Source organism: Pirellulales bacterium (genome assembly GCA_019636335.1).
Taxonomy (GTDB): Bacteria; Planctomycetota; Planctomycetia; order Pirellulales; family JAEUIK01; genus JAHBXR01.
The window spans coordinates 143,940-170,502 of sequence record JAHBXR010000007.1 but is presented as its reverse complement, the minus strand read 5'-3'; the positions used below and the strand labels follow the sequence as shown (position 1 = coordinate 170,502).

The window sequence follows — 26,563 nt, the reverse complement described above, 5'->3', positions numbered from 1 at the left end:
ATTTGAACTAAGTTTTTCTAGGCGTCCTCCGCGCGGGGGGCAGCCGTATCGGTTCGTACATGCCACGCGCTCGCGGCGAATCGATGTCACGGAGCTTCGTTGACCCAGGATCAGTCTGGCCGGGCCTGCATGGAATTCGAAAGCACACAAGATAGCGTTTGGGCCTCGACGTTCGAGGTGGCCATTCCCTGGGCCCCGGAGCTTCCCGAAGCAGACGTCAAGCCATCGGCCACCGAGCGGCAAGCGGGCAAGACCGAGAAGGCCGCGCCGTCTCCTGCGCTGGCACGCGAGGAAAAAGTCGCCGCCGATCTGCCCGACGGTCCGCTGCGGGTCGAGATCGTGCGCAGCCCAGCCGAATTGCGTGCTCACCTGGCCGCGTGGGAACGTCTGGCCGAGATGTCCCTCGAACCAAACGTGTTCTACGAACCGGCGCTCTTCCTGCCGGCGTGGGAGTCCATTGCCGCGGGAGCGCAGGTCGAGGTGGCGCTCGTCTTTGGCGCAAATCGCAAATACCCGGCTGGTCCGCCGGTGCTCTGCGGCATGTTCCCGCTCGATCGTCGTCGCACGTATCACGGTATCCCTTGCCCCACGATCGTTCTGTGGCACTACGTGCATTGTTTCCTTTGCACGCCACTCGTGCGCCGCGATTTCGCCGCCGAGACGTTCGGAGCGTTTCTCGATTGGGTCGGTACACACGCAGGCGCCGCACTCGTGCAATGGAAATTGCTGGGCGCAGGGGGGGACGTCGAACGCCTGCTGGTCGAAGAACTGCACCGGCGCGAGCGCCCCTTTTGGATCACCGATCGACACACGCGCGCGGTCTTTCGACCCGCCGAAAATGCCGAAGCGTACGCGCAGGCGGCCATGCCACGCAAGCGACGCCACGAACTGCGCCGTCTCGAGCGGCGGTTGGCCGAGCAGGGGCAGCTCGAGTATGCCCTCTGGCAGCCGGGCGACGATCTTGCCGCATGGCTCGACGAGTTTCTCGAACTCGAGGCGTGCGGCTGGAAGGGCCGGCAAGGAACCGCGATTGCCTGCCGCCACGAGGAGGTGACATTCTTCCGGAATGCCGCCGAAGAAGCCGTGGTGCGTGGCCGCTTGATGCTGCTGGCAATGCGTTTCCAGGGACGTTCCATCGCCATGAAATGCAACTTTCTCAGCCACTCGGCCGGATTTGCGTTTAAGGTGGCCTTCGATGAATCGTACGCGTCGTATTCGCCCGGCACGCTGCTCGAAATAGAGAACATCGCTCGCTTGCACGAGCGTCCCGACTGTACCTGGATGGACTCCTGTGCCATCCAGGACCATCCCATGATCAACCGCCTTTGGCACGACCGCCGCACAATTGCGTCGTTGTGGTTCGCTACAGGCCGCGCGCCGGGCGATCTGCTGTTGGCCAGCTCCCCCTTGTTCAAATGGGCCAAGCGCAAGATGGCCGCGCTGCGCCCTCGCCGAAACACCGCAACCACGCTCGAAAGCTAGGAGCCCGCTCGATGAACGCCATGCTCGCCGCCGATCCGCAAGCCCTCGATCAGCCCCTGGGGCAACTCGACCCTGCCGAGTTCCGCGCCTGCTTCAATCGACGCCCGTTCAAGATCGAACATTACTTGAGCGATCATCCACTCTTCGATCTTTCGCGGCTAGTCGAGCTCGCCCAGCGATTGCCGGAATCGCGCGTGGAATACAACCCGGGCAATCTTCCCGTCAGCCACGACCCGAAGAAGACGCCTCGCAACGGCCTGAGCATCGAAGAAACGATCGCGCGGATCGAGGACTGTAGCTCGTGGATGGTGCTCAAGAACGTCGAGTCCGACACCGAGTACGGCGCCATGCTCGATGCCTGTCTCGACGCGATGCGCCCCTATACCGAAGCCGTGGCACCGGGCATGTGCCGCCGCGAAGGCTTCATCTTCATCTCATCGCCCGGCTCGGTCACCCCCTTCCACGTCGATCCGGAAAACAACTTCTTGTTGCAAATCCGCGGCCAAAAAGAGGTCTATCTTTTCGATCGCGAGGATCGCGTCGTGATCTCGGAGCGCGACGTCGAATCGTTCTTCGCCGGCGCGCACCGCAATATTCCGTTCGACGACGCCTTCCGCAACCGGGGCGAATTGTTCGAGCTGTTGCCGGGCGAGGGGCTCCATTTTCCCGTCGCCGCCCCACACTGGGTCAAGAACGGACCGGCCGTGTCGATCTCGTTCAGCATCACGTTCCAGACCGACGATTCGCTGCGACGGCAGTCCCTCTACCGGTTCAATCGTCAAATGCGGCGTTTGGGGCTCGAACCGAACCCGGTGGGCAAGTCGCCCCTCTGCGATGGCGTTAAATACGGCTTTATTCGCACGCTGCGAGGGGCCAAACGCCTCGTCGGCGGCGGGAATGACTCCCGTCGCCCGACACCGTACTAGGGTCTCAGCGGAGCCCGCCGTCGCTCCGCAGATCGCCTTACCCCGTAACAAGATAGATCGACTGCCGCACCGTGCGATCCATCCTGGCGAGTTATATTTGGGCAGCGATGTCGCCTTGAGACCAGACGGTCTCGCCTGGCGCACATCGCTCCCGGAGTTGCTCGCGTGGAAGTCCTGATCGGCGGCCTCTGCCTGCTCGTTTCACTGGCGATCGCGCTGCTGGTGATGTTCTTGATCCTGCGCGGCATCTGGCGCGCGCTGTTCCATTCGGCAGCGAAGCCCTCGTCCACGGCGCGGTGCCAACGCTGCGGCGTGGAGATGCCAGGCCACACCTGTACAACGTGCGGCTGGCAGGCCCCTGCGCTAAATGCGCCTGCCTTCGCCTTCGATACGCTGCGGGCTCAGCTCGAAAAGCTACAACGCGAGGGATCGCTTCCCGCCGATTCGTTCCAGCGATTGCTCGCTTCTGTCGCCGCCGAAGAGACGCGTCTGGCTCAATCTGCGCCGGCCACCCTTCCTAGCACGCCGCTGCCGGCAACGGTCACCGAGAACTCGACCGCCCCGGGAGATGATTCGCTCGTCGTTCCCCAGATGATTGCCGAGCCGACCTTCGCGGTCGCGGAATCGATCGAACCTTCTGTCCCGACCGAGGCGTCCCCCCCACGGCACGATGCGTCCCCGACTCTGCCCGTCACCCCCACGATCCCGATCTACGTCGCGGCTGAAGAGATCCCAGGCACACCTGCCGCCGCGGCTGTATCACCCCAGGGGCCGTCTCCTGCCAGTGCTTCGGTCGTGGCCGTTCCGCCACGCCAGCGTGGGCTGGCCGACTTGCTCTCGGCCTTCATGGAGGAAAAGAACGTCCGCTGGGGCGAGTTGGTCGGTGGCCTGTTGATCGTCGGCGGCTCCGTGGCCCTCGTGATCAGCTTCTGGTCGCAAATCGCCGCCCGGCCGCTGTTGAAGTTCGGTCTGTTCAACGGCGTCTCCGCCTCGCTCTTCGCGTTGGGCTTTTACACGGCGCGGAAATGGAAGTTGCCCACCACGAGCCGCGGCGTGCTGGCGATTGCCACCTTGCTGGTGCCGCTGAATTTTCTCTCGATCGCCGCCTTCACGCAGGGGGCGCTAGCCTCCGACCCCAAGGTGCTCGTGGGAGAAGTCCTCTCGCTCGGGCTATTCTCGACGCTCGTGTTTCTGGCCGGACGGGCGATCGTCACGCCGGCTCCGATCGCCATGACGGCAGGGGTCATGGGGGCGTCGATCTCGTCGCTCCTGGTGCGGCGCTGGATCGACCCGAACGCCCCGGACTCGATGCTCTACATCCTGGCTGCGCTGCCCCTCTTGTGTCACGGCGGCGCTGTGGCCACCCTCATCGCGCGGCTACGCAAGAATGCGGAACTCAAGGAACCAGCAATCAATGCGCTGTTGCGCATGTTGGGCGTCACCGCCTTCGCGGCGTTGCCTCCCTGCGGACTGCTGCTGGCCCTTTCGGGTAACATTCCCGAGACGATGCAGCGACTAGCGCCGCTGGTCACACTCGCCGGCGCTCCGACGATGGCGGTGGGGCTGCTGCTCTGGCGCCGCGTGCAAAACATCGAGCTGTCGGGGCTGCGTACGGCGGGGACGGCGCTCACCGTGCTGGGCAGTCTCATCATGCTCGGCGGTGTTGTCCTGGCATGGCCGGAGCCTGGTTTGCTGGTGACAGTGGCGGGCCTGTGCTTCGTCGTGCTGACCACGGTGGCGCTGGCCGTCGAGTTGGCGCCGGCACATCTTTTGGCGGGGGTTGCCTTCGCACTTGGTTATCTCCTGCTCGTGCAGGTCGTGCGTGGGGTACTGCCGTGGCGCGAGGTTACCACCCAGCAGACAACCGAGGCTCTGCTCTCCGCCTCGAGCGGCAATGCCCTGACCGTGCTGGCGCTGCTCTATGGTGCGGGCGCCGCCGTATGGTATCGCTTGCGGCGTCCGTTCGATGCCCGCTACTACGCGATCATCGCCGGCGCAGCGGCGGTCCTGAGTCTCACGTTGGTCACGCTGTTCGGTTTTCGCGTATCGGGCGACCCCCATCACGCGACGCTGATCTATGCGTTGTACGCAGTAGCCACGCTGATCGCGGCGATGCTTCCCTGGCCCGAGTCGATGGCAGGGCAGGAGAGAGCCGTTCGGCTTCGCAGGTGGACGGCCTATGCCGGTTCTGCGTTGCTCGCGCTCGCGCTCGTCCAAGGCATCGTCTACCGTCCGGCGGACGGACATGTGTTGGCGGCCCCCTGGATGACCGCGGCCACGGCACACGCACTCCTCGTTTGCCTTCTGGCCTCGCTGACGCTCAGACGCCGCCCCCGGAACGATGCCGGCAACCCCGAAGCGAACGGGCTCGTCGTACACGATGCGCTGATTACGACGGGATTCATCACGTCGGCGTTTGCGGCACTGCAGGTTGGCCTTTACCTGTTGACCATTCCGTTGACGAACGATGCGCTGCGTCTGATACCGCTGGCTGCGCATGTCGCGGTACTGGCGCTCGTGTGGTTCTTAAGCGCGCTCTCACGTCGCTCGTCCGTTCTGTTCGATCTGTCGCAGTCCGCGCTGTTCGGTGTTGCCGGGCTGGGCGCACTCGATTTCGCTTCGCGCCAGGCCTGGTACGCCACCTCGGCTGAACCGTTGTACGATCCTCGCATGCTGCAATTGCAGGGATCGGTAGCCGCCTGCCTGTGTCTCGCCTGGCTGGCACTGCGCTGGTTCCTCTGTCGGCGCGAGGACAACAGGTTCTCGCCCCTGCGATCTTTATTGCAACGGCCGACGGTTGTCTCGATTGATTACCTTGCCACCGGCATGCTGGTTCTGGGATTGTTGGGATTAACCGCCTATGCCGCGCTGCCCGGCACACTGCAGGAGTTGGCCAACGAGCAAACCGTACGGGCGATTGCCGCACAAGCACCGCAATCGATGATCGACGACGGCGTCGATCGTGTCGTACCGAGTGCCGCTAATTTTGCCGATGCCTTGATTCCGCACGAGCCGGCGCGACGAGGAGGAACCTGGTTGCTGTGGGGCCTTGTGTCGATCCTGCTCGTGGTCGGCCTGTGGGAGAAACCGGCGCTGGCGCGCTTCCTGGGCCTGCTCGTGCTCGGCACGAGCGCCTGCTTGCTAGTCGCCGCCCCCTTTGAATCCGCAGTCGCGACAGCGTCGGCCTTGCGTTGGACACTGACGGGGGGATTTTTCGCCATGTCGGTGGTGGTCTGGAACCGTTCGGGGCTGACCGCACTCGGCATGCGCGCCGGTATCGCCGGCACCGATGAAAGCAGCCCAGATAGCCGACGCGCGATCGATCTGGTGCTCGTGTTCCTCACGCTGATACCGGTCGTCGTTATCGCGCTGTACGTGGCCCTCATGCGTCTGCTGGACGATCCCGTGCTTGGCCCCAGCAGCGGGTCGGCCTTCGGGCGGATCGGACTGGCAGCGAACCTGGCCTTCCCTCTCGCCTTGGCCGCGGCCGTCCTAGTGGGGCACGCAATTCGCGAGCGTTCGGCGGTCTTCGCCTTTGGCGCGGGTCTCGTCACGAATCTGGCGACCTCGCTGGCGTGGCTCTTTACGGCCGGCACGACACTCTTGCTCGACGACGTCGAGCTATGGATTCAGCTTGGCCAAATCAACGCGGCGGTGGCCAGCACCTACGGACTCGCCTGGCTCATGGCCCTTTGGTGGCAGGCGCGCCGTGAGCGTTCCTTCTACGCAGTGCATCCTCTGCACGTTCTGCAGGGAGCACTCGGCTTAGGATTGAGCCTGTTGGTGCTGCTACCCGCTACCATGTCGCTGGTCGACACGCCATCTCCCGTATCGCCTTGGATTGCGCTAGGAGCAACACTGCTCGGCATGACGGCCACGGCGCTGAGCTTCTGCCTAGCACTCTTGCTGGCGGAACGGCGCGCCCCGGTGGTGTCGATCTCTCTGGTGGCCGTGGGGCTTTGGTCGGCCGCCACGCTCGCGGCCCTCTTCGCGGCCGGACACGATACCGGCAACTGGCTGGCGTTCCATACGCTAATCGTCGGACGCACCCTTTCGCCGGCGTTGCTTCTCGCGGGGGCGTGGCTCTGGTATCGCAGCGCCGCGCCCGAGTTTCTCGCTCGCCGTCGCCAGGCCGTCACGTTGTGGGCGGTGCTCTCGATCCCCCTCGTGGTGATGATGGCCTTCCGCTGCTACGACGACGATCCGCAAGGAATCTGGTGGTCGAGCATTCCGGTCAAGACCACGGCCTACGTGGCGGTACTCGTCACCTTGTGGTCGTATCGCCGGCGGTATCTCTATCTGGCTGGCATGTTGCTGCTGCTCGCGACGACGCTGTGGTACGTCCACGACGACAACCCGTGGCGTCCCAGCGGCGATGCCAGCGTGCCGGCATTCTTCTACCTCAACTTGATCGCGCTCGCCTTGCCGGTCGTCCTCTGGTTGCTGGTCGAGCTGCGTTGGATTCGCCCGTGGCGCGACCAGGTGGACGGCTCGGCCATGCTGCCGTTTCATCGCCCGGCCACTTGGATCTCGGTCAAGGTCCTTACCCTGATGTTGGCCTTGTTGCTCCTGGCCGAATTCTATGGCGAGTATCTCACGGGCTTTACGCTTTGGCAGGGCGGGGCCATCGCGGCGGTCGGAATCGCGGCAATCGCGTGCCTGTGGGATGATCGCGCTCGCGAGGCAGTCTTCTCGCTCTACGTCTATGGCCTGGCGCTGGTGCTGAACTATCTCGATGCCTTGAATCTCGAAGGAGAGGCGCTCGTCTGGCGCGGAGCGATCGCCCTCGGCGCCTTCAACCTGGCCACGAGTTATCTCTGGAGCCGACGCGCCGGCCTGCAACTACTGGCCGAGCGGCTGCGCATGCCGGCCCGCACCGCGGGCAAGACAGAAGGCCTGATCTGGATGGTGCCGGTTACGGTACTCGCGATCGGCATCGTGCTGGCGCTCGTTTTTGCGATCGAACTGAGCAGCACGGATCGCATGCTCCGCGTCACGGCCGCGCAGGCCGCGCTGGCGCAGGCCTTCGCTCTGGCGATGCTCGCGCGCGGCAACGAGCGACATCACCTGCGTATCGCGGCACTCGCAGTAGGCATGCTCGGCATGGTGGCGCTGGCCTGGTCGTGGATCGAACCGACCGTCGCAGCGCCGATCCTGGCACGCAGCGTCGCCACCTGCGTGGCGCTCGTCGTTACGGCGATTCTCTACAGCCTGGGCTTCAACCGCTTGCCGGCCGGATGGACAGCCTGGATCGAAGCCGCACGGCGCTTCGTGCCGGTGCTCATCGTAGCGCTGGTCGCCTCGATTGCCGTGGTACTGCTGCAAGAGGTCTCATACTTTGCCGCGGAAACGCCGGTCCCGCTCGCCTGGCACGGCATCCTGGCCGTGGCACTTGCCCTGGGCGCCCTCTTCCTGGCGGCGCTCGGCGCGGCGCTGGTGCCCGGTCGCGATCCGCTCTCGCTCTCGGAACGGGGACGCATGGCGTATGTCTACGCCGCCGAAGCAGTGCTCGCGCTCTTGTTCCTGCATATTCGCGTGACGATGCCCTGGTTGTTCTCTGGCCGCTTCCAGCAGTTCTGGCCCTTGATCGTCATGGTCATCGCGTTCCTCGGCGTGGGACTGGGCGAGTGGTTTGCGCGCCGGCAGCAAAAGATCCTTGCCGAGCCGCTCGAGCGCACGGGCATTCTGTTGCCGCTCCTTCCGGTGCTGGGATTCTGGTTCTTCCCCAGCGGCACGCACTACTCGGTAGTGTTGCTGATCGTGGGGGGGCTTTACGCGACGCTGGCGGTGACGCGCAAATCGTTCGGTTTTGGGCTGCTGGCGGCGCTGGCCGCCAATGGTGGTTTGTGGCACTACCTGCATCAGGTCGGCGGTGTCGGACTGCTCCAGCACCCGCAACTCTGGCTGATTCCGCCGGCCCTGTGCGTGCTCGCGGCGGCCTACTTGAATCGCGATCGTCTCTCGCCGGTCCAAATGACGTCGATCCGCTACATCACCTCGATGACGATCTATCTATCGAGCACGGCCGACATCTTCCTGAACGGCGTGGCCCAGGCGCCCTGGCTGCCGCTCGTGCTGGCGGCGCTGTCGCTCGGCGGCATCTTCGCAGGCATCCTGGTGCGGGTCCGCGCGTTCTTGTTCCTTGGCACGGGCTTCTTGATCCTGTCGATCGTGACGATCATCTACCACGCCGCCGTGAACCTGCATCAGACCTGGATCTGGGCCGCCAGCATCACCGCGGCGGGCATCGCCATCATCGTCCTCTTCGCTATCTTCGAGAAGAAACGGCAGGACGTGCTCCGCGTGGTCGACAACCTGCGACACTGGCAGGCGTGATCTGCTCGAAGCAATTGGTATCTTCCGACCGTTTCGCGCGTTAAGATGCAAGCTCGTCGGCCGAACGCGATTCGGCCGGCGTGGCTCGATTCGCACGCGATTCCTTCGAGGGGGCAAATCATGGCGACGCGCACGATTCCACTGCTCGCGCTGGCGGAAATGACGCCGAATCAAGAGGCCGATCTCTTCGCCCTCATGTCCTCGAAAGAGGCCCTCACCACCCGCGACGGCAAGCCCTACTGGAAGGTGGGCTTTCGCGATGCCCGCCGTGAGGTGAGTTTTCCGATTTGGGGCGATTCGCCCTGGGCAGCCGATTGCCGCGACCACTGGACCCCCGGCGCGTTCTACAAGCTCCGCGCCATTTATCGCGAAACGAACTATGGTCCACAGCTCGACATCGTGAAGATCCGCGAGGCGGTGCCCGCCGACGAAGCCGAGGGATTCGACCCTGGCATGTGCCTGCCACAGTCTCGTTTCGCCCCCGCCACCATGTTCGCCGAGTTGCAGGGCCTCGCGCGCGAGAAGATCGCCGATCCGGCGCTCCGGGCGCTCGTCGTCGGCATCATGGAAGAAAACGCCGAGCGGTTGCTCGTCCTGCCGGCCGCCACGCGGAACCATCACGCCTTCGTAGGGGGCTACCTCGAGCACGTCCTCAGCGTGACGCGCAACTGCGTGCTTTTGGGGGAGAAGTACGCGGCGCTCTATCCCGAGCTGCAACCACCGCTCAAGGTCGACCTCGTCATCGCTGGCGGCATCCTGCACGACATCGGCAAGCTGCACGAGTTGGAGTTGAAGCCCGAGGGGGCGGCCTACTCGGCGGCCGGCAATCTGATCGGCCATCTCGTCCAGGGACGCGACATCGTCCGCGAAGCGGCGACACGTTACCCGGTCGATGCCGACCTCCTGCTGCGGCTGGAGCACATCATCCTCTCGCACCAGCGGCTGCCGGAGTGGGGCTCGCCCAAGCCGCCGATGACCCCCGAGGCCTTGATCGTCCACTACGCCGACGATCTCGACGCCAAGTTCGAGATGATGTACGCCGCGCTGCGCGACGACACGAACCCCGGCCACATGACGTCGAAGAAGAATACGCTCTACCAGAAGATCTATCGCGGCTCGACGTAGAATCCATTACCGACCAAAGGCGATCAGAACGCCAAAAGCAGCGGAGCCGCCATGTTGGACAAGGATATCGAAAAACGCCGCACTGCCACGATAAAGCGTCGCTTGGCCCCCACGCTGGAGAAACTTGGCTTTACCAAGGACGCACGCGGCTGTTGTTCGCGTGACATCAATGGGCATTCGTGCAGTGTATGGTTGCAAAAGTTCCGGAGCAGCCCATTGTTTCGAGTTGGCATGACATTCCATCCCGCAGGCGGTGCGGAACGAAGTTCGATTGTTGAATTTGCTGATAAATGGACTTGCAAGAACTGCCCGGGAGGCCGGAAATACAATTTCGGATTCCGGTGGGGGGAGGATGCCGTCGAACAGTGCCTCAGGGAAATTCATGACTTTGTCCAGAATGTGGCGCTGCCCTGGTTCGAAGAACGCATACGTTTGCATGAATTGCAGGTGAGACGCGCTGCTACGAATCAATAAGCTCTCGGACATTCCGAGTCTGAAAGCTAAACTAGTGGGCATGGTCGAGCTACCTGCCAAACTTCGCGACACGCGACTAGAAGTCCTCGCCGACTTGATCGCGCGCCGCAAAGCAAACCAGACGCTCGAGCGCGACTTTTTCGTGTGCGAGGACATCTATCAGGCCGACGTCGAGCAGATCTGGCGGCGCGGCTGGCTGGTCGCCGGCTATACCTGCCAGATCCCCCAGCCGGGCGACTACTTCACGTTCGAGGTCGACACCGACTCGATCCTGGTGATCCGCGGCGACGACGGCAAGATTCGCGCGCTGCACAATATCTGTCGCCATCGGGGGACCATCCTTTGCGACGCTCCCTTGGGACACGCGGGACGCATCATTTGCCCCTATCATCAATGGGTCTATGCTCGCGACGGGGCACTAGTCAGTTGCCGCGGTATGCACGACGTCGACAAGGCATCGCTCGGGCTCTTGCCGCTCCACGTCGAAGTACTCGCCGGCCTGGTCTTCGTGTCGCTTGCCGAGCGGGCTCCCGACTTCGCGGCGGTGCGCGAGCTGCTCGAACCTCTGCTGCGGCCGCAAGGGCTCGATCGCGCCAAGATTGCGGCCCTCATCGAATACGACATCGACGCGAACTGGAAGCTCGTCTGGGAAAACAACCGCGAGTGCTACCACTGCAACGTCAATCATCCGCAATACATCAAGGCGAACTTCGACCATTACAACGCCGACGATACGAGCCCGCGCATCCGCGGCGAGATCGATGCCGCGGTCTCTCGTAGCGAGACGAAATGGGCGGCAGACGGCCTGGCCGTCACGCATCGCCAGACCGGCATGACCACGTTTCCCGATCCCGAGCGCGGCATCTGGTACTCGGCCAATCGCACGCCCCTGGTCGAGGGCTTCGTGAGCGAGAGTCTCGACGGCCGCCAGGTGGCGCCCCTGATGGGAGACTACCGCGATCCCGACGTCGGCACGCTGCGCGTCCGCACGTTGCCGAATTTCTGGTGTCACGCGAGCTGCGATCACGCCGTCGCCACGCGGCTGCTGCCGGCCGGCCGCGCGAAGACGCGTGCGCAAGTGGCCTGGCTCATCGCGGCCGATGCCGTCGAAGGGCGCGATTACGAGCTCGAACGGCTGCTCCCCTTCTGGCAACTCACCTCCGAGCAAGACTGGCAGCTCTGCGATCGGGCACAGCGCGGGATCTGCTCGCAAGCCTACAAACCGGGTCCTTATTCCACGTACAAAGAGTACAACGTCGACGCCTTCGTGCGCTGGTATCTACAACAACTAACCCAGGGTTGACCAACTTCAAGCATGGAAAAGCTGGCAGACGCAAAGTTCGTCATCATCGGCGGAGGGGCCGTGGGCTGCGGTGTGGCCTATGCGCTGGCGAAGGCGGGGCACAACGATATCCTGCTCGTCGAACGTGCCGAGAAGCTGGCAAGCGCCACCACGTCGCAAGGCGCCGGCCTGTGCGGCCAGGTCCGCACGAGCGCCGACCGCACGCGGCTGGCGATGCACTCGGCGCAGACGTTCGCCGAGCTCGAGCGCGACGCCCCCGTCAAGCCCGAGTGGCACGCCGTCGGCAGCCTGCGCATCGCGCTCTCCGATCGCGCGGCGAAGATGTTCAAAACGTTGCACGCAACCGCAAGACAAGCCGGGCTCGACGTCGAATTTGTCGATCAGGCGGCCGCCGCGCGCCGTTGGCCGGCGATCGATCTCCGTTCGGCGCGTTCGATTCTCTGGTGCCCAACCGATGGTTACATGCGGCCGCAATCGGTCGTGGCTGCGTACGAGTATCAGTGCCGCGAGCGCGGCGTACGCTTCGCCACGTCGACGGCGGTCGAGTCGATCGAGTTGCGTGGCGGCCGTGTGGCAGCGGTACACACATCGCGCGGCACGGTAAATTGCCAGTACGTCATCAACGCCGCGGGGGCGCATGCCTATCACGTGGCGCGACTGGTCGGGCTCGAGTTTCCCATCGTGCCCGTGCGGCACGAGTATTTCGTCTCGGTGCCGCTGCCGGGCCTTTCGCCCGATCTGCCTTGCTTCCGCATTCCCGATCTTTCGCTCTACGGGCGTGCCGATGGCGAGGCGCTGTTGCTCGGCGGCTGGGAAGGGACGAGCCTCGACACCGACCCGCGCGGTTACGAGCTGGCCGGCGAGCCGCCGGCGCTCGAGCCCGACTGGCCGGTCCTCGACGATTTCGAATCTCGCTTCGCGCCGCTGTTTCCCGCCGCGCGCGGATCGCAAAAGACGCGCATCGGCCGCGGCTGGCCCACCTTCACTCCCGACGGTCATTTCATCCTGGGCGAAAGCTCGCGCGTCCCCGGCTTCGTGATGGCCGGCGGCTGCAACGCGCACGGCATCTCCGGCTCGCCCGGCATCGGCAAGCTGCTCGTCGAATCGCTCTTCGCCGAAAAGCCTTCCGACTACGTCCGCGCTCTCAGCCCCGACCGCTTCAACGATCGAACCTGGGATTGGGACGAAGCAAGAAGAGAAGCCCGCCGAGTCTACGAGACCTACTACACGATCGAATCGTGCTAAGCCAATCGCTCTTTTGGCTTTGTCCCTTTGCGCACTTCGCGCCTTAGCGGTAAGAAAATGATTACCGCTAAGGCGCGAAGTGCGCAAAGGAAGAACCGAGTGCAGGCGCTAGTTCGTAGTCTGTTTGTTGCGGTTCGCTCGCGCATCGTGAGCCAGGAAGTACGCGCAACTGGCCACCAACAGCACCGTGCCCAGCACCGACATGAAGTAGGTGTAGCCGCGGAAGAAGCCGAAGCGCGAGACCTCGGCCTGTCCCAGATCTTTGTAAAGCTGCACGCCGATCGAACCGGTGTAGCCGATCGCATCGGCCACGTAGATGGCGAACACGGCCGTGCCGACAAACCCGGTCGAGGCGATCAAGCGGTCAAACAAGACCGAGCCGTACGGCACGTAGGCCAGGTACGACCCCAGCCCGACGAGCACCATCCACCACACGCCATTGATGGCGCCGGCATCGAAGAGGAGCGTGGCAATGCCCAGGAGCACGGTCCCTCCGACCATGAGGGCAAATGCTCCCAAGAGGCCCAGCCGATTGTTCTTAATGAGGAACAACGCGGCGAGCGCCCCCATGACGCCGAAGGCGACCGGCAACTCGGTGCGGGTAAAGATCGTGGCCTGTTCGCCGTAGCCCAGCTCGGTGAAGATCTCGATGCCGTAGTTGTCGCGGAAGTCGCGATAGGCCGTGAGAAAGAAGTAGGCCACGAGCATCATCACGAGCCCGACGAGAAACTCGCGCACGAAGGCGAAGCGCCGCTGGCGATCCATCGGCTCGCGCAGCACGCGCGCCTCGACGTCCGCTTCGCTGGGGGCGGGTATCTGATCCAAGGCCCAGACAGCCGCCAGAAACATCGGCAAGAACAACAGTCCCGTGGCGGCCGGCATCCAGGCCTCGCTCACCTGCCAGCCATGCATCAACCAGCGTCCGGCGTCCTTCACGGCGCCGCTGGCCAGGATGAAGGAGCAGCTCAAGCCCGCCAGCAGCAACTCGCTCGTGCGGCGACCCTCGAGATAGCCGACGACCATTCCCCACACCATGCCCAGCGGCAGCCCGTTCAGAAAAATGGCCACGATCTGCAAGCCCGGTGGCACGACGGCGAACATCACCAGCGCCAGCTCGGACCACAGCACCAGCAGCACCAGTGCCGCGGCGCGGCGATTGGGCGTGATCTCGGAACAGACCTTGATGCCGATGAACTTCGACAGCGCGTAGCCGATGATCTGGCCGATGACGAGTGCCGTCTTCAGGTCGACCGCGCCGAAGTGCTGATCGGCAAAGCTGGCCGCGGCGAATGGCTTGCGAAAGGCGTACATGGCAAAATACGCCGAAAAAGAAGCCGCGATCGCGTAAGTCGTAAAGACCGCATCCGGCGCACGCGACAGCCACCTCGAAACGGGACGAGCATCGTGCGACACGGGCAACCGAACCTCAAAACGAACGAGAGGCGTGGGACACGAAACGCACCAACTTAACCAGCCGCGACCGACGATGCCACGTCCCGGCGACGGCGTGCGGAGTTTTTCCAAACTCCTCGGCTGCGCCTGGTGCTTCGGTCTTCACGGAACGCTAATCTGAGCGTCGGTAAACCCCATCCTTTCGGCACGATCCGCAGGTTCGACCGATGAAATCGTCTGCCTCTTGTCTCGCGCTCGTCAGTCTGCTGTTCGCCGGTCCGGTAATCACAGGCTCCGCGAGAGCGCAAGATCGCCCCGCGAGCACCGCTCACGCGCCGTGGGAGGGTTTTCGGAATCGACTGCTCGTCGATCCGCCGACGATTCGGCAACACTTTGGCTACCGCACGACGAATCACGCCAGCGGACGGGCGCCGGGCGAGATTGACGGACGCGTGCAGCGTTCGACCGTGCCGGCGACGTACGGCGTGCCGATCTCCGAGGTTTCGCTCGATCGCCCGCTTCATGCCGAGGGCAAGCTCGCCGTGGTCGGCGCCGAAGGAGGCAGCGGCGCCCTGTTCGGCTGGTTCCACGAAAGCTCGCGCGGCTGGCGCACGCCGAACTCCGTCGGCATCCGCGTCGATGGCAACGGTGGCAGCTTCTGGATGTTCTACGAGTACGGCACGCAGTCGTGGCAGACCGGCGGCGGAGGCGCGTTCGAGGGAGATCGCTATCAGACGACGGCGACGCCTCCTTTCAAGACCGATGGCCGGCCGCAAACCTGGTCGCTCGATTACGACCCGCGCGGCGCCGACGAGCCCGGCACGCTCACGTTCCAGATCGACGACCGCCGCTACGAGACGGAGGTGCCCATTGAACACAAGCGCGACGGTGCGAAGCTGAACCGCTTTGGCATCTGGAACGTGCAGATCGCCGGCGCGCCCCTCGAGTTGTACCTCGATGACCTCTCGGTCGATGGCCGCGAGTGGACGTTCGACCGCGATCCCCGCTGGGAGGGTCGCGGCAACGACGTCGAGTTCGTTGAGCGCGTGCAGCGGCCCTGGCACGACTACGGCCACGTGGCCGACGCCGTGGCGACGAACAATCCCCTCTCCGACGATGCCTTCGGCGGCATCATCTTTCGCGACGAGCGGCCGAGCTACTACGGTCTGCCGGTCGGGCCGTTCTCGCTCGACGATGAGCTTCACGCCGCGGGCCGCCTGTCGCTCGTGGCGGCCGCCTCCGACAGCGGCGTCTATCTCGGCTGGTTCGACTCCACCACGAAGCAGGCGAACGACACGCCGGAGCAAGAAGCCCGGCAGGTGAATTATCTGTCCCTCTTGATCGAAGGCCCCAGCCGCGTCGGGCACTACGTGCGACCCGCGTATGGTCTGCAAGACCGCACCGGCCGCACCGCCGACGGCGACGACGGCTGGCCCGTCATCCGCCCCGACGGTCGCACGCACACCTGGGCATTGAGCTACCACCCCGACGACGAGACCGGGGGAGGCACGATCACCGCCGAGTTCGACGGCGCGAAGAAGACGTTCGCCATCTCGCCCGAAGAGCGCCAGCGCGGCGTCACGGTGAACCGCTTCGGCCTCTTCAACCACCAAGCGGGCGGGCACCAAGTGGAAATCTATATTGACCGGCTGCGGCTGAATGCGCGAGGGGACGAGTAGTGGCTCTCTATCGTGTTACGCCACTAGCTCTTTAATCACCCGACCGCTGTTGGCGATCTTCATCGGCCGCCCGTTCAGGCTCGTGAAATTCTTGTCGAGCGGGATGCCCAGCGAACTGAGCACCGTGGCCATCAGATCTTGCGACGTGTAGGCTGGCGCGACGCTCGTGTCGACCTCGGTGCCGTCCTCGTTCGTCGCGCCGACGGCGATGCCTCCCTTGATGCCGGCGCCGCCGACCACGACGCTCCAGCTACGGGCCCAATGGTCGCGGCCGGCCGTGGCGTTGATGCGCGGCGTGCGGCCGAACTCGCCCATCCAGATGATGGCCGTGTCTTCGAGCAGGCCACGCTGGGAGAGATCCTCGACCAGCGCGCTCATGCCCTGATCCAACTCGGGCAAGCGGCGCTCGAGCGCCGTGAAGACCCCCATGTGATTGTCCCAGCCGCCGAGATCGACCTCGACGAACGAGACCCCCGTCTCGACCAGCCGGCGGGCCATCAGGCAGCCGCGGCCGAAGCCCGTGGTGCCGTAACGCTCGCGGACGGCCTGGGGCTCCTGGTCGATCTTGAAGGACTCCATCTGCTTGCTCGTCATGAGCTGATAGGTCTTGGCGAGGACCTTCGAGTGGTCTTCCGCCGCCGCGCCGCGCCGTTCGCGAACGAAGTTCGTCTCGACGGCGCCTAGCATCTGCATGCGCTGCTGCATGCGATCCCACTCGACCCCCATCTGCAGGTTGCGCACCTGCCCGTTGAAGTCGACGACGAAGGGGGAATAGGTCATGCCCAGGAAGCCCGGCCCTTCACTCGGCCCGCCGATCGACACGAAGGGGGGAATCTCGAGCTGGGGGGACTGACTCTCCAACTCGTGCGCGATGACGGCGCCGTAACTGGGGTGCATGATGTCGGGATTGGGCACGTAGCCCGTGTGCATGTAATAGCGGCCACGATTATGATCGGCCTCGCGGGTGCTCATCGAGCGCACCACGGCCAGGTGCTGCATCTGCTGCGCGACGAGCGGCATGTGCTCACAGATTTGCAGATCGCCGGCGGTCGAGATCGGCTTGAACTGGCCGCCGGTGCTGGCCCCTGGCTTCAGGTCCCAGATATCGATCGTGCTCGGCCCGCCTCCCATCCACAGCAGGATGGCCGCTTTGTGGCGTTTCTTGAGATCGTCGGCATGCGCCTGCATCGTCGACGTGAATTGCAGCGCCGTCCCCGCTAGGGCCGAAGAGGCCGCCAGGTGCTGCAGGAAGTGGCGCCGGTTCATTCCCGTGGGCGTCGTCAACAAGCGTCGCATGACCGATCCTCGCCTCGCTATTCGACCGCTCGGGTCTGGGTGATTCGATTAGTGATTGAGAATGAATTCATTCGTGTTGAGCAGCACCCACCAGATGTCTTGTGTGGCACTCAACGAGTCTCCCCCACGCGCCTGCCACAACTCGTGGGCCAGCTTCATCTCGGGCCCCGTCGCCGGGCGCGCGAGCGCCGCCAGGTAGAGGCGGTTGATCTTTTCCTTGTCGGGCAACTGACTTTGTACCACATCGTGCAACATGGAGCCTGGTTCGCAGGCCGTGGCACGTTGCACCAGGTCGGAGTTCATCATCATCAGCGCCTGCGGGATGGTGCCGTTGAACGTAGTTGCCTCTTCCCCATCGTCGGTGCCGAACGCAATGGCAAACTGGCCGAGCCATTGCCGCTTCATCGCATCCTGATCTTTCTGGCTGGTCTCGTCGGCCTTCGTCGCCACGAGCAGCGATTCGTACAACTCTTCGGCCCGCATCTGACGTAGGTAAAAGCGACTGAACAGCGGCGGATTGCCGAGCGCGGGATCGTCCTTATCGTTCGACTTGCCAGCTCGGCTCGACAGGGCGTACGGCTCGCTGAGCACGATCCAACGGATCAGCCGCTTGAGATCGAATTGGCTGGCCTTGAAATCGAGCGCCAGCTCGTCGAGCAACTCGGGATGCGAGGTGCGGTTGTGCGGTCCCATGTCGTCGATCGGTCGCGTAAAGCCGTAACCCAGGAAATGCGCCCACGTGCGATTGACGATCGCCCGCGGCATTTCGTCCGAGGCGGTGATCAGCCGGGCCAACTCCTCGCGGCGATTCACTTCGGTCACATAGCCGCTGGGATTGATCTCCGTGCCATCGATGAATCGCGGCGGCACGGCGGCCAGCACACCATTGCGCAGCTCGTACGAGACGGTGGCATCCTTGGGATCGCGGCTCGAGCCCGTGTAGTCCTGGTCGGCCAACCGCACGGAGACCACGTTGCGCCCCTCGCGCGTGCGCAGCGGCCGGGCTTGCCGGAAGAAGGCGTTCATGCCCCAGAACTGATCCTGCTTCCAGCTATTGAACGGATGGTTGTGGCATTGCGTACACTGCACCTGCACGCCCAAGAACAAACGCGAGACGTGCGCCGTGGCCTGCACGCCATCCTCGTCGAGCTTTTCGACCAGGTAATTCACGGCGCCGTTGTAGTCTTCCTCGCCCGGCTTGTTGACGCCGTCGGCGCTCACCAACTCGAACACCAACCGATCGTACGGCTTGTTGCGCTCGAACGAACGGCGTAGATACTGCTGCATGCCGTCGCGATCGATCAGGCTGCGATTGTCCATGCCCCCCGTGCGACCGATCAACAGATTGCTCCAGATCGTGGCCCAGTTCCGGGCATACTGTTCGAGATAGCGATCCTTCGTGTCGTCGTTGGTGAGCAGGCGATCGACGAGCTTGGCGCGCTTGTCGCGATCGCGGTCTTTCAGAAATGCTGTCACTTCATCGAGCGACGGAATGCGCCCCATCACGTCGAGATAGACGCGCCGGCACCACTCGCCGTCGGTCGCCCGCGAAGAAGGACTAACATCGGCGTCTGCCCAGCCTTGCTTGATCCGGGCGTTGATCGCCTCGATGACCGCGCTGTCACTACGGGCAGCGCCAAGCGAATTCTGCGCTTGCTCTGTGGCGGGCGCCTGGGGACGTTCGGGCGTCTCGTTCGCCCCCAGCGCCGGCCATGCCACGAGCGCGGCAAGCAACAAGGCGAGCGGGGAGAGGCGGCTGGCAACGACTGGCATTTCGGTCTCCGCCGAATCTTCGGCAAACGCTTGTACTACAAGATTTTATGCTAACCGTGCGAGCAATGCTGTCAAAGTTTTCGCACTCGATCCAGATTTCCCCTCACTGACGCTCTTTGAAGTTGTGCCTTTCGAGGTTCCTTGGCGTCTGTATTCGGCAAATCAGCCCATCCTAAGCGCGAAGCGTCAGCGAGGGAGTTCCTGCAAAGAACGTCGAGCAAAGTACTCCCTCGCTGACGCTTCGGGTTACGATGCCGCGAAAAGCGCCACTTCAAAAAAGCGTCAGCGAGGGCAAGTTAAGATCATTGCCTCGCCTTCGTTGCCCCTCGCACGATTTCTCCCAGTCACAAAAAAAGCCAGCCCTGCGATCGACTGGGGGGTCAAATCGCTGGGCTGGCTACTGTCTAAAAGTGCAACACGTGTGCAATTTTGCTGTATCGTTTTGCAACAATGAGTTGGAAGCCCCCGGGGGGGCAGGGGCTTCCAACTCAACCTCGGGCCTCGGTTCCGCTTCGGCCCATCGTTCAGGAACGCCACCTCTCTCTATTCGCAAGTAGCTTTACTGCAAGGCGTTACTGAGATGCAAACGATTGTGCTGCACTAACCTCTTCCAGTGACCGGCCCCGGCAACATGCTCTTCTCTGTTTCGGCCCCGGTCAGTTGCCGTCAGGCAACGGCTATCAATGAAAGCAAACCCAGTGCCAATTTTTCTTGACAACCACGGATTCCCCCTAAAGAAGTATCTTCACCACCACCTTGTGTACCGGCGCAGGGTCGCCGGCGTGGCAGTTGGGCTCGTGGGCATCATCGGGAAAGAAGATCGCAAAGTGACCCGCCGCCAGCTCGAAGGGGCGAGCCCGGGCGTTCCGTTCGAAAAAGATGATGTCCCGTTCCGAGTCATACGGCTGCGTCACCTTGCCGGTCTCGTCGAGCGGAGTCCAATAGATCGTCTCGCGACCGGAAATCAGGTACTGGATGTCGAGGTAGCGGCGATGGGCCTCGGGCTCGGCACTCTCGTAGTCGCGGGTGTCGTACTTGGCGACCATGGCGTAGGCCCGCTGCCCGTCGATCTCGTGCTTGCCCAGGGCGAGCGAGGCCCGCGCCTGACCGATGATGAAACCGAACCCCATTTTCAGCGAAGGCATCCACTTCGAGTAGCGTTCGGCCTGCGAGAGGCTGTCGAGAATCATCGTCCGGTCTCCAGCACGTGGGTCAGGGCGGCACGAAACCGCGTCAGGAAATCGTCGCACACCGCTTCGTCGTGCGCCACGGAAAGATAGAGCTTCGTCCCCATGGGGTTGAGGAAGATACCGCGTGCGAAGAGCTCGAGCATCAGCCGACGCGTCAGGGCGCGATCTCCCCGCTGCGTGGAACGATAATCGCGAACCGGCTCGCGCGAGAAGACGACTTGTGCCAGCGGCCCGTCGCCGATGATCTGCGCCGGCAGATCGAACGCCGCCAGCACTTCGTCCAAGCCAGCCCGCAAGTATCTGCCGAGCGCGTGCAGCCGCTCGTACGTACCCGGCTGACGGAAAACGCCCAGCGCCGCCCGGGCCGCCGCGGCCGAGATCGGATTGCCTCCGAGCGTCGAAGCCGTCCAGACATAATCCGGCTGTCCCAGACGATCCTCGCGCACCTGATCCATGATCTCGCGCCGGCCGCCGAACGCCCCGATCGGATACCCCCCGCCAAGCGCTTTGCCATACGCCACCAGGTCGGGCGCCACGCCGTAGTATTCTTGCGCCCCGCCGTAGGCGAGCCGGAAACCGGTCACCACTTCGTCGAAGACGAGCGGCACGCAGTAACGAGTCGCCAACTCGCGCAGTCCCTGGAGAAAACCAGGCAGCGGGGGCACGCAGCGCTGCAACGGCTCGACAATGATGCCCGCCAGGTCGCGCACGTGCTCTTCGACCACCGCGGCCGTGCGTTCGAGATCGTTGAACGGGGCGATGAGGACGGTCTCGTCGACCAGCGCCGCGATGCCCGCGCTCGAGGGCTCGGGACTTGGAAAGGGAGTCTGGCCACTGGGAAAGAGGCTCGTCACGCCGACTTCATTGGCGCCGTGATAGGCCCCTTCGAACTTGAGCAGTTTCGCTCGACCGGTGAAAGCCCGCGCGAGCCGCTGGCAGTACATCGTGGCCTCGGTGCCCGACGCACAAAAGCGAATCCGCTCGCAGGCCGGACTGACGCGCACGATCTCTTCGGCCAGCAGCAGGGTCTCTTCCGTAATGTAGGAAAAATTCGAGCCGAGCGGCGCCCGGCGCTGCACGACCTCGACCACCTCGGGACGCGCATGGCCCACGAGCACCGATCCCCACCCCAGCGAGAAATCGAGATACTCGCGTCCCTCGGTGTCCCACAGCCGGCAGCCTTCGCCCCGGTGAAAGACACGTGTCAGCTCCTCGGTGAAGTTGAACTCGCCATTCGAGCCAGCCGGAAAGACAGCCAGCGAACGCTCGCGGTATGACGCCATCGCGATCCTTTCGCGCGCAAGAAGGGGCCCGCATCGGTTTGCCGCGCGACCCGAGCCCAGAGAAGCTTATCCAACGTGTTCGCAGATTACGCGGATGGGAGGCAATGTGCTATGCCCGATGGCAAAAAACACCATCGCAAGCTATCTGCGTTCCTCGGCGCGTCTCTGCGGATGAACCCGTTTGCCCTGAACCGGGCGGGCTTACTTGCCCACGCGCGGCTGCGCCCGGGCTGGCGAGCTTTCGAGGTCGATCAGCTCGATCCGCAAGGCATCGTTGCGCTGCTGGCGATCGACGGCCACCAGCACCTGGTGCGCGCCGGCGGCCAGCTCGAGCGTCATCTCGGCCTCGGGCGTGTGTTCGACTCCGTCGAGCCACATGGTCACGCCAGCGGGCGAATTCAAGTGCAAGCGTACGGCACCCTCAGTCGAGACGTCGAAGTCGAATCGCAAGAGGCTCACCGCCGGTTTCCCCTCGCCCTGATCGACGGGGGTCAACTCGGCCAGCGGCAAGTCGCCACTTACCTGGCTGTAAGCAGAGGTCCAAGCCAACGAACTCATACCGCCATTGGCCACGGCGCTGCAGCCATGCTCGGACAGGAAGCGCGACGACTCCTCGCTCGCTTCGAGCTTCTCCCAGCGACGCACGAGCTTGGCCTGACCGATCGAGTAGGGACCGACCTTGCCCAGTTCGGAAAGAAATCGCACGAGGTCGACCAGCTCGTCGCGCGAGAGCGGATCGACGAGCCCCACCGGCATGAGCGATCCGCCCGGCGCCTGCTCGTCGACGTCGGCGGTCGCCAGCGTGATGATTTCGTCGTCGGCCGTGCGCAGAACCAACTCGTCGGCCGTCTCGCGCACCTTGATGCCGGTCAACAAGCGACCGTCCGAGGTGCTCACGACCACCGAGTGGTAGTTTTCCTTCACGGCCTTGCCGGGCAGGATGAGCGATTCGACGAGGTAATCGACCGGCGCGCTCGCGCCGATGCTGACCAGGTCGGGGCCTACCACGCCGCCGGCGCCGCCGATAGCGTGGCACTTGATGCAATTGAGCTGCGCGCGACGGTAGATCGACTCGCCTCGCGCGGCATCGCCCCGCTGCACGGCGTCGGAGACCAGCTCGTTCAGTTCGCGTTCGGTCAGCGTGCGGGGCTCGGCCGTGACGCCGCCGGCCGATTCCAGCGCCGCGATGAGCGCGGGATCGGCCTTGCGCGTGCGGGCCAGCCGCAGTCCGGTTTGCGCACGATCGGCTTTGATCGACTTGCCCGACAGGGCCGCCGCCAACAGGGCCGGACCTTCCTGACGTTCGAGCATCGCGTTGAAGAGTCCTTCAACGTCGAATCGTTCGCTGTCTTCGGCATCGGCCACCAAGAGCGCCACCGCCGCCTCGACCGCGGCAGGCAAATCGACGGCCGCCAGGCCGACAATCGCCATGCCACGCACGCGCGCCTTGTAGTCGTTCGACGTGAGGCCTTTGAGCAGTTCGACCGTGCCGGGGTCGCCCAGGGGCAACAGGCCATCGATGGCCGCGCGCCGCAAGGTAAGGCCCGTCTCCTTGGCACGTACGATCTCGCCCAGCTTCGGCGCCAGCTCTTTGAGCTGCCAGGTGCCGATGGCCCGGGCGGCCGCCGACGCCAACGATTCGCTGTTCGACTGCAACAACTCGCCGACGCGATTCAGATCGCCGCCCGGACGGACGCCGCGCTGCGGAGTCGCCTTGACTACATCGTCCAACACGCGCTGTCGAGCATCGCCTAGGGGCAAATCCACAGGCAGAACGCGGTCCAGCACCACGCCCAAAGCCGCGGCATCGCCATGGGCCGCCACGCGCTTCAGCACTTCCTCTTCGCGAGACTGGGGCACCTCACCCGCGCGAATCATGGCCACCAAGGGCTCGACCACTCGGCGATCGTCCGAGGCCAGCAAGAAGAAGGCCAATGGATTCGCATCGGCGATCGGGCGGCGTCCGGCCAGCACTTCGGACAGCCAGACCGGCTCCAACTCGCGAGCCGTCAACCAGAGACCATAGTCGAGAAAGCGATCCATCGGGCGCGACAGGATACTCGCGGCCAATTCGACCGAGCGGGAGGTCGGAATCTGCCCCAGGCAACGCAACGTCTCGAGCCGCACGCGCGGATGTTCATCGGCCGCTCGGGCCGCCAACAGATCCGGTGTGTTCGGCAAACGCGTGCCCCAGTGCGCCACGACGCGCGTCGCCGCGGCACGAATCTGCGGCTGACTCGATTCCAAGAGCGCCGCCAACAACTCGGGCTGCACGGTATCGAACGCCTGATAGACCCACAGAGCCTCGAGCCGTTGGTTGTCGTACTGGGCGTCGGCCTTGTCCAGACCATCGACCCAATAGGCCAGGTAGGGTAACACCTCGCGACCACGCTCGCGCAAGACGCGCTTCGCGTGATGTCGCGTCCACGACTCGGGCGACTTCAAGTGATCAAGCAATTCGGGAATCGTCGCGCCGACGAGCTTCGGACGTTCGACGGTCGGTCGACCCTTGGCCGTCACGCGCCAGATGCGGCCGTGCGTATGATCGCGGCGTGGGTCGCGGAAATCGACTTCGCCGTGCTGAATGATCGGGTTGTACCAGTCGGCGATGTAGATGGCGCCGTCGGGCCCCAGCTTCACGTCGATCGGTCGGAAGGCCACATTCTCGGTCTTGATCAACTCGGTCTGCTGCGTCGACGAGTAACCGGCCCCCTCTTCGCCCAGCACGAAACGGCACACGCGGTGCGCGCGGAAGTCGTTCGTGATGACGTTGCCCTGCCAATCGTCGGGCAAGTGGCGACCATCGACCAGCTCGATGCCGCAATGCTTGGGGCTGCCGGGGTTCAGACCATGCAACGTGCGCACCGCGCCGGGTGAAGTAAAGTAGACCGCGCCCGGCATCACGTAGTTCACCCCTTCGCCACCAGCACCGTCGGTCGCAAACGACTGGCCAAAGCGATCGAAGTGATGCCCCCAGGGATTGCACAAGCCCTTCATCAAGACTTCGAGCTTGCCGCTCTCGGGCTGATACTGCCAGATGCCGCCGCCGTTCAGTCGGCGCACGCCCCAGGGGGTTTCGATGTGGCTATGGATGTAGATCGACTGGTTGAAGTAGAGTAGCCCGTCGTAGCCCCAGCGCAACGTGTGCAGGATGTGGTGCGTATCTTCCGTGCCAAAGCCCGAGAGCATGACACGGCGCTGATCGGCACGGCCGTCGCCGTCAGTATCGCGGAAGTGGAGCAGCTCGGTGCTGTTGGCGACATAGACTCCGCCATCCCCCGGCTCGACGCCGGTGGGAATCAGCAGCCCGTCGGTGAAGACATCGGTCTTGTCGGCGCGTCCATCACCGTCGATGTCCTCGACCACGAGAATCCGATCGACCGGCTCCTGGCCGGGAGCGATCTGGGGATAGACCTCGCTGCTGGCGATCCACAGCCTGCCTTGCGAGTCGAAGTTCATCTGGATCGGCTTGGCGATGGCCGGATCGGCGGCGAAGAGATTCACTTCGAACCCTTCGGCCACCTGGAACGACTCGAGCTCGATCCGCGGATCGGGATCGGGAATATCCTTCAATTCGCGCTGAGCTAGAGCCGGTGATGTTAGCCCCAGGCAGTAGGCCATGGTAAATGCACACATCAAGGCTCCACTGCTGGGCAAGCCAACAGTGCCACGCCTACGGCGGAAACTTGTCAGGATGGGCTTACTCACTCGCTCACCTCACTTTCGGCCACCAGCTCGTAGCGGTGGGGTTTCGGCTGTGCGAGTTCGACGATCTTCGCTTCGGCCTCGGCCACCAGCGGATCGAACTTCGGCACCTCCTGCGCGTTTTGTCCTTGTTCGTATTTGCGGAAGCCGAACAGATAGGTCTCGTTCTGCGGCCGCCAGCGATGGAAATAGAGCTCGTTCTTGGCCAGGATCGCGCGGCGCAATTCCTCGGCCTGCGCCAACTCAGGGGCGGCCTCAAGATTCACGCCAGCGGCCCACTCTTCGGCACGGGCGGTAACGACCGCCGCGTCATCGATCTTGAGCGTGTGCTTGCCGGCAGGCAGATCGCGTACCCGCACGGTGCGCGTGACGCCGACGGGACGGCCACAGGCCCGTGCCTCGTCGGGGAGCGCGGCCGACGGCAGATGCGCGTCGGTCAGCGTGAACCGGATCGAGCCAGACTCGCGTGCCACGTCGGTGGCCGTCGTTCCGTTAGCCACCAGTTCTTCGCCATCGGCATCGATCTCGAGCGACCAGGCGCCCGGCGTCAACTCGAGGTCCTGCAGCAACGCATTCGCCGCGCGCCAGTAGCCATAGGCCGCGTAGTGCAGGCCGTTGTCCGTGAGAGGGCAGGGGGGCTGCTCGGCGTGGCCATCGGGAATCAGCGAGTAAAGATCGACATAGCGATAGCCACGCTGCCCCGCCACGACCTCCAGCATGCGCCCATACAGACGCAGATCGCGATTGTGTGCCGTGGGGTCGGGAAGCGGCGCCGCAAAATGTTCCTGTCGCGTGGGAGACAACAAGACGAAGCGTGCCCCCGTATCGCGGAGATCGTTCAATAGCCGATCGAGACCGGCAACGAAGTCGGGAAGTCCTTCCGCGCCGGCAAACGACTCGTTCGCGCCGTAGGCGACGAGCACTACCGTGGGGTCCAGCTCGAGCACGTGCTGGACGAGGCGCCGGTAGCCCTCGGCGCGAGTCTCGAAGCCGGCTCGCGAATCGCCCCAGACGGTGTCGCCACTCCAGCCGAGATTGCGGAAGACCAGCTTCCGTCCCGGAAAACGTGCCGTCAGGGCCGCTTCGATGTAGTCGTGCTGTTGCGCGCGTTCGGCGAAGGTGCCACCGATCAGCACCACGCGTTCGCCATCGGCCAGATCGAAGGGTTCGGCCAGGGCGGTCGAAAGGGGCAGGGCGAGGATCACGCCGGCCAGCGCGAGCGTGCCCCGTTGCAGCCATGAGATCACCAGGGATTCTCCGCGGGGAATGGACCGCGCGCCTCGCAGGGCACACGAGTCAAAGGGCGGGGGCTCGGGGCGAAAACGATTCCCGAGCGGGGGGCTTCCTGGTGCCC

15 protein-coding genes are annotated in these 26,563 nt (G+C 64.1%); 7 read left to right on the top strand and 8 right to left on the bottom strand.

From position 1 onward, the window contains the following. Nucleotides 1-129 precede the first annotated feature (129 nt). The 4 genes from KF708_09415 to KF708_09400 all read left to right on the top strand — a co-directional run bounded on the left by KF708_09415 (nt 130) and on the right by KF708_09400 (nt 9,869). On the top strand, nt 130-1,482 hold the full coding sequence (locus tag KF708_09415) for a GNAT family N-acetyltransferase (GenBank protein ID MBX3412894.1): 1,353 nt from the start codon (nt 130-132) through the stop codon (nt 1,480-1,482). A gap of 11 nt (nt 1,483-1,493) precedes the next feature. Then, nucleotides 1,494-2,408: a cupin-like domain-containing protein gene (locus tag KF708_09410; GenBank protein MBX3412893.1), complete on the top strand. Its 915-nt coding sequence runs from the start codon at nt 1,494-1,496 to the stop codon at nt 2,406-2,408. A 165-nt stretch (nt 2,409-2,573) separates the two neighbouring features. Continuing rightward, nucleotides 2,574-8,744 carry a hypothetical protein gene (locus KF708_09405; protein MBX3412892.1) on the top strand — a complete coding sequence of 2,057 codons (6,171 nt, stop codon included), beginning with the start codon at nt 2,574-2,576 and terminating at the stop codon, nt 8,742-8,744. Between the two features lie 120 nt (nt 8,745-8,864). Next, complete coding sequence (locus tag KF708_09400) at nt 8,865-9,869, top strand: HD domain-containing protein (protein ID MBX3412891.1); 1,005 nt, start codon at nt 8,865-8,867, stop codon at nt 9,867-9,869. Between the two features lie 6 nt (nt 9,870-9,875). On the opposite strand, the gene KF708_09395 is transcribed toward KF708_09400, so the two are convergent. Further along, nucleotides 9,876-10,355 (bottom strand): hypothetical protein, encoded by a 480-nt coding sequence (locus tag KF708_09395; GenBank protein MBX3412890.1) that lies wholly within the window; start codon nt 10,353-10,355, stop codon nt 9,876-9,878. Between the two features lie 28 nt (nt 10,356-10,383). On the opposite strand from KF708_09395, the gene KF708_09390 reads away from it, so the two are divergent. Beyond that, the gene (locus KF708_09390; GenBank protein ID MBX3412889.1) at nt 10,384-11,646 is read left to right on the top strand and encodes an aromatic ring-hydroxylating dioxygenase subunit alpha; all 1,263 of its coding nucleotides are present in this window, start codon (nt 10,384-10,386) and stop codon (nt 11,644-11,646) included. A gap of 12 nt (nt 11,647-11,658) precedes the next feature. Further along, nucleotides 11,659-12,891 (top strand): FAD-binding oxidoreductase, encoded by a 1,233-nt coding sequence (locus tag KF708_09385; protein ID MBX3412888.1) that lies wholly within the window; start codon nt 11,659-11,661, stop codon nt 12,889-12,891. 108 nt (nt 12,892-12,999) lie between these two features. Here the strand turns inward: KF708_09385 and KF708_09380 are convergent, their stop codons facing one another. Further along, nucleotides 13,000-14,202 (bottom strand): hypothetical protein, encoded by a 1,203-nt coding sequence (locus KF708_09380; GenBank protein ID MBX3412887.1) that lies wholly within the window; start codon nt 14,200-14,202, stop codon nt 13,000-13,002. A 308-nt stretch (nt 14,203-14,510) separates the two neighbouring features. Between KF708_09380 and KF708_09375 the strand changes: the two genes are divergently transcribed. Beyond that, nucleotides 14,511-15,962 carry a hypothetical protein gene (locus tag KF708_09375; GenBank protein MBX3412886.1) on the top strand — a complete coding sequence of 484 codons (1,452 nt, stop codon included), beginning with the start codon at nt 14,511-14,513 and terminating at the stop codon, nt 15,960-15,962. A 15-nt stretch (nt 15,963-15,977) separates the two neighbouring features. Here KF708_09375 and KF708_09370 read toward each other — a convergent pair whose 3' ends face one another. From KF708_09370 to KF708_09345, 6 genes are all read right to left on the bottom strand, one after another. Then, nucleotides 15,978-17,228: a DUF1501 domain-containing protein gene (locus tag KF708_09370; protein ID MBX3412885.1), complete on the bottom strand. Its 1,251-nt coding sequence runs from the start codon at nt 17,226-17,228 to the stop codon at nt 15,978-15,980. 78 nt (nt 17,229-17,306) lie between these two features. After that, a complete protein-coding gene (locus KF708_09365; protein MBX3412884.1) occupies nt 17,307-19,031 on the bottom strand; it encodes a DUF1549 domain-containing protein in 1,725 nt (574 codons plus the stop codon). A gap of 731 nt (nt 19,032-19,762) precedes the next feature. Continuing rightward, nucleotides 19,763-20,221: a YhcH/YjgK/YiaL family protein gene (locus KF708_09360; GenBank protein MBX3412883.1), complete on the bottom strand. Its 459-nt coding sequence runs from the start codon at nt 20,219-20,221 to the stop codon at nt 19,763-19,765. After that, nucleotides 20,218-21,504, bottom strand: a complete 1,287-nt coding sequence (locus KF708_09355; protein MBX3412882.1) for an aspartate aminotransferase family protein — start codon at nt 21,502-21,504, stop codon at nt 20,218-20,220. Before KF708_09355 ends, KF708_09360 begins: the two co-directional genes overlap by 4 nt. A 201-nt stretch (nt 21,505-21,705) precedes the next feature. Continuing rightward, nucleotides 21,706-25,140 carry a HEAT repeat domain-containing protein gene (locus tag KF708_09350; GenBank protein MBX3412881.1) on the bottom strand — a complete coding sequence of 1,145 codons (3,435 nt, stop codon included), beginning with the start codon at nt 25,138-25,140 and terminating at the stop codon, nt 21,706-21,708. Nucleotides 25,141-25,208: 68 nt separating this feature from the next. Further along, the gene (locus tag KF708_09345) at nt 25,209-26,456 is read right to left on the bottom strand and encodes an SGNH/GDSL hydrolase family protein (protein ID MBX3412880.1); all 1,248 of its coding nucleotides are present in this window, start codon (nt 26,454-26,456) and stop codon (nt 25,209-25,211) included. Between the last annotated feature and the right edge of the window lie 107 nt (nt 26,457-26,563).

Bases quoted from the DNA above. Each gene is read 5' to 3' on its own strand.
- KF708_09415 (MBX3412894.1), top strand. From the start codon at position 130: ATGGAATTCGAAAGCACACAAGATAGCGTTTGGGCCTCGACGTTCGAG.
- KF708_09410 (MBX3412893.1), top strand. From the start codon at position 1,494: ATGAACGCCATGCTCGCCGCCGATCCGCAAGCCCTCGATCAGCCCCTG.
- KF708_09400 (MBX3412891.1), top strand. From the start codon at position 8,865: ATGGCGACGCGCACGATTCCACTGCTCGCGCTGGCGGAAATGACGCCG.
- KF708_09395 (MBX3412890.1), bottom strand. From the start codon at position 10,355: ATGTCCGAGAGCTTATTGATTCGTAGCAGCGCGTCTCACCTGCAATTC.
- KF708_09390 (MBX3412889.1), top strand. From the start codon at position 10,384: ATGGTCGAGCTACCTGCCAAACTTCGCGACACGCGACTAGAAGTCCTC.
- KF708_09385 (MBX3412888.1), top strand. From the start codon at position 11,659: ATGGAAAAGCTGGCAGACGCAAAGTTCGTCATCATCGGCGGAGGGGCC.
- KF708_09380 (MBX3412887.1), bottom strand. From the start codon at position 14,202: ATGTACGCCTTTCGCAAGCCATTCGCCGCGGCCAGCTTTGCCGATCAG.
- KF708_09375 (MBX3412886.1), top strand. From the start codon at position 14,511: ATGAAATCGTCTGCCTCTTGTCTCGCGCTCGTCAGTCTGCTGTTCGCC.
- KF708_09370 (MBX3412885.1), bottom strand. From the start codon at position 17,228: ATGAACCGGCGCCACTTCCTGCAGCACCTGGCGGCCTCTTCGGCCCTA.
- KF708_09365 (MBX3412884.1), bottom strand. From the start codon at position 19,031: ATGCCAGTCGTTGCCAGCCGCCTCTCCCCGCTCGCCTTGTTGCTTGCC.
- KF708_09360 (MBX3412883.1), bottom strand. From the start codon at position 20,221: ATGATTCTCGACAGCCTCTCGCAGGCCGAACGCTACTCGAAGTGGATG.
- KF708_09355 (MBX3412882.1), bottom strand. From the start codon at position 21,504: ATGGCGTCATACCGCGAGCGTTCGCTGGCTGTCTTTCCGGCTGGCTCG.
- KF708_09350 (MBX3412881.1), bottom strand. From the start codon at position 25,140: ATGTGTGCATTTACCATGGCCTACTGCCTGGGGCTAACATCACCGGCT.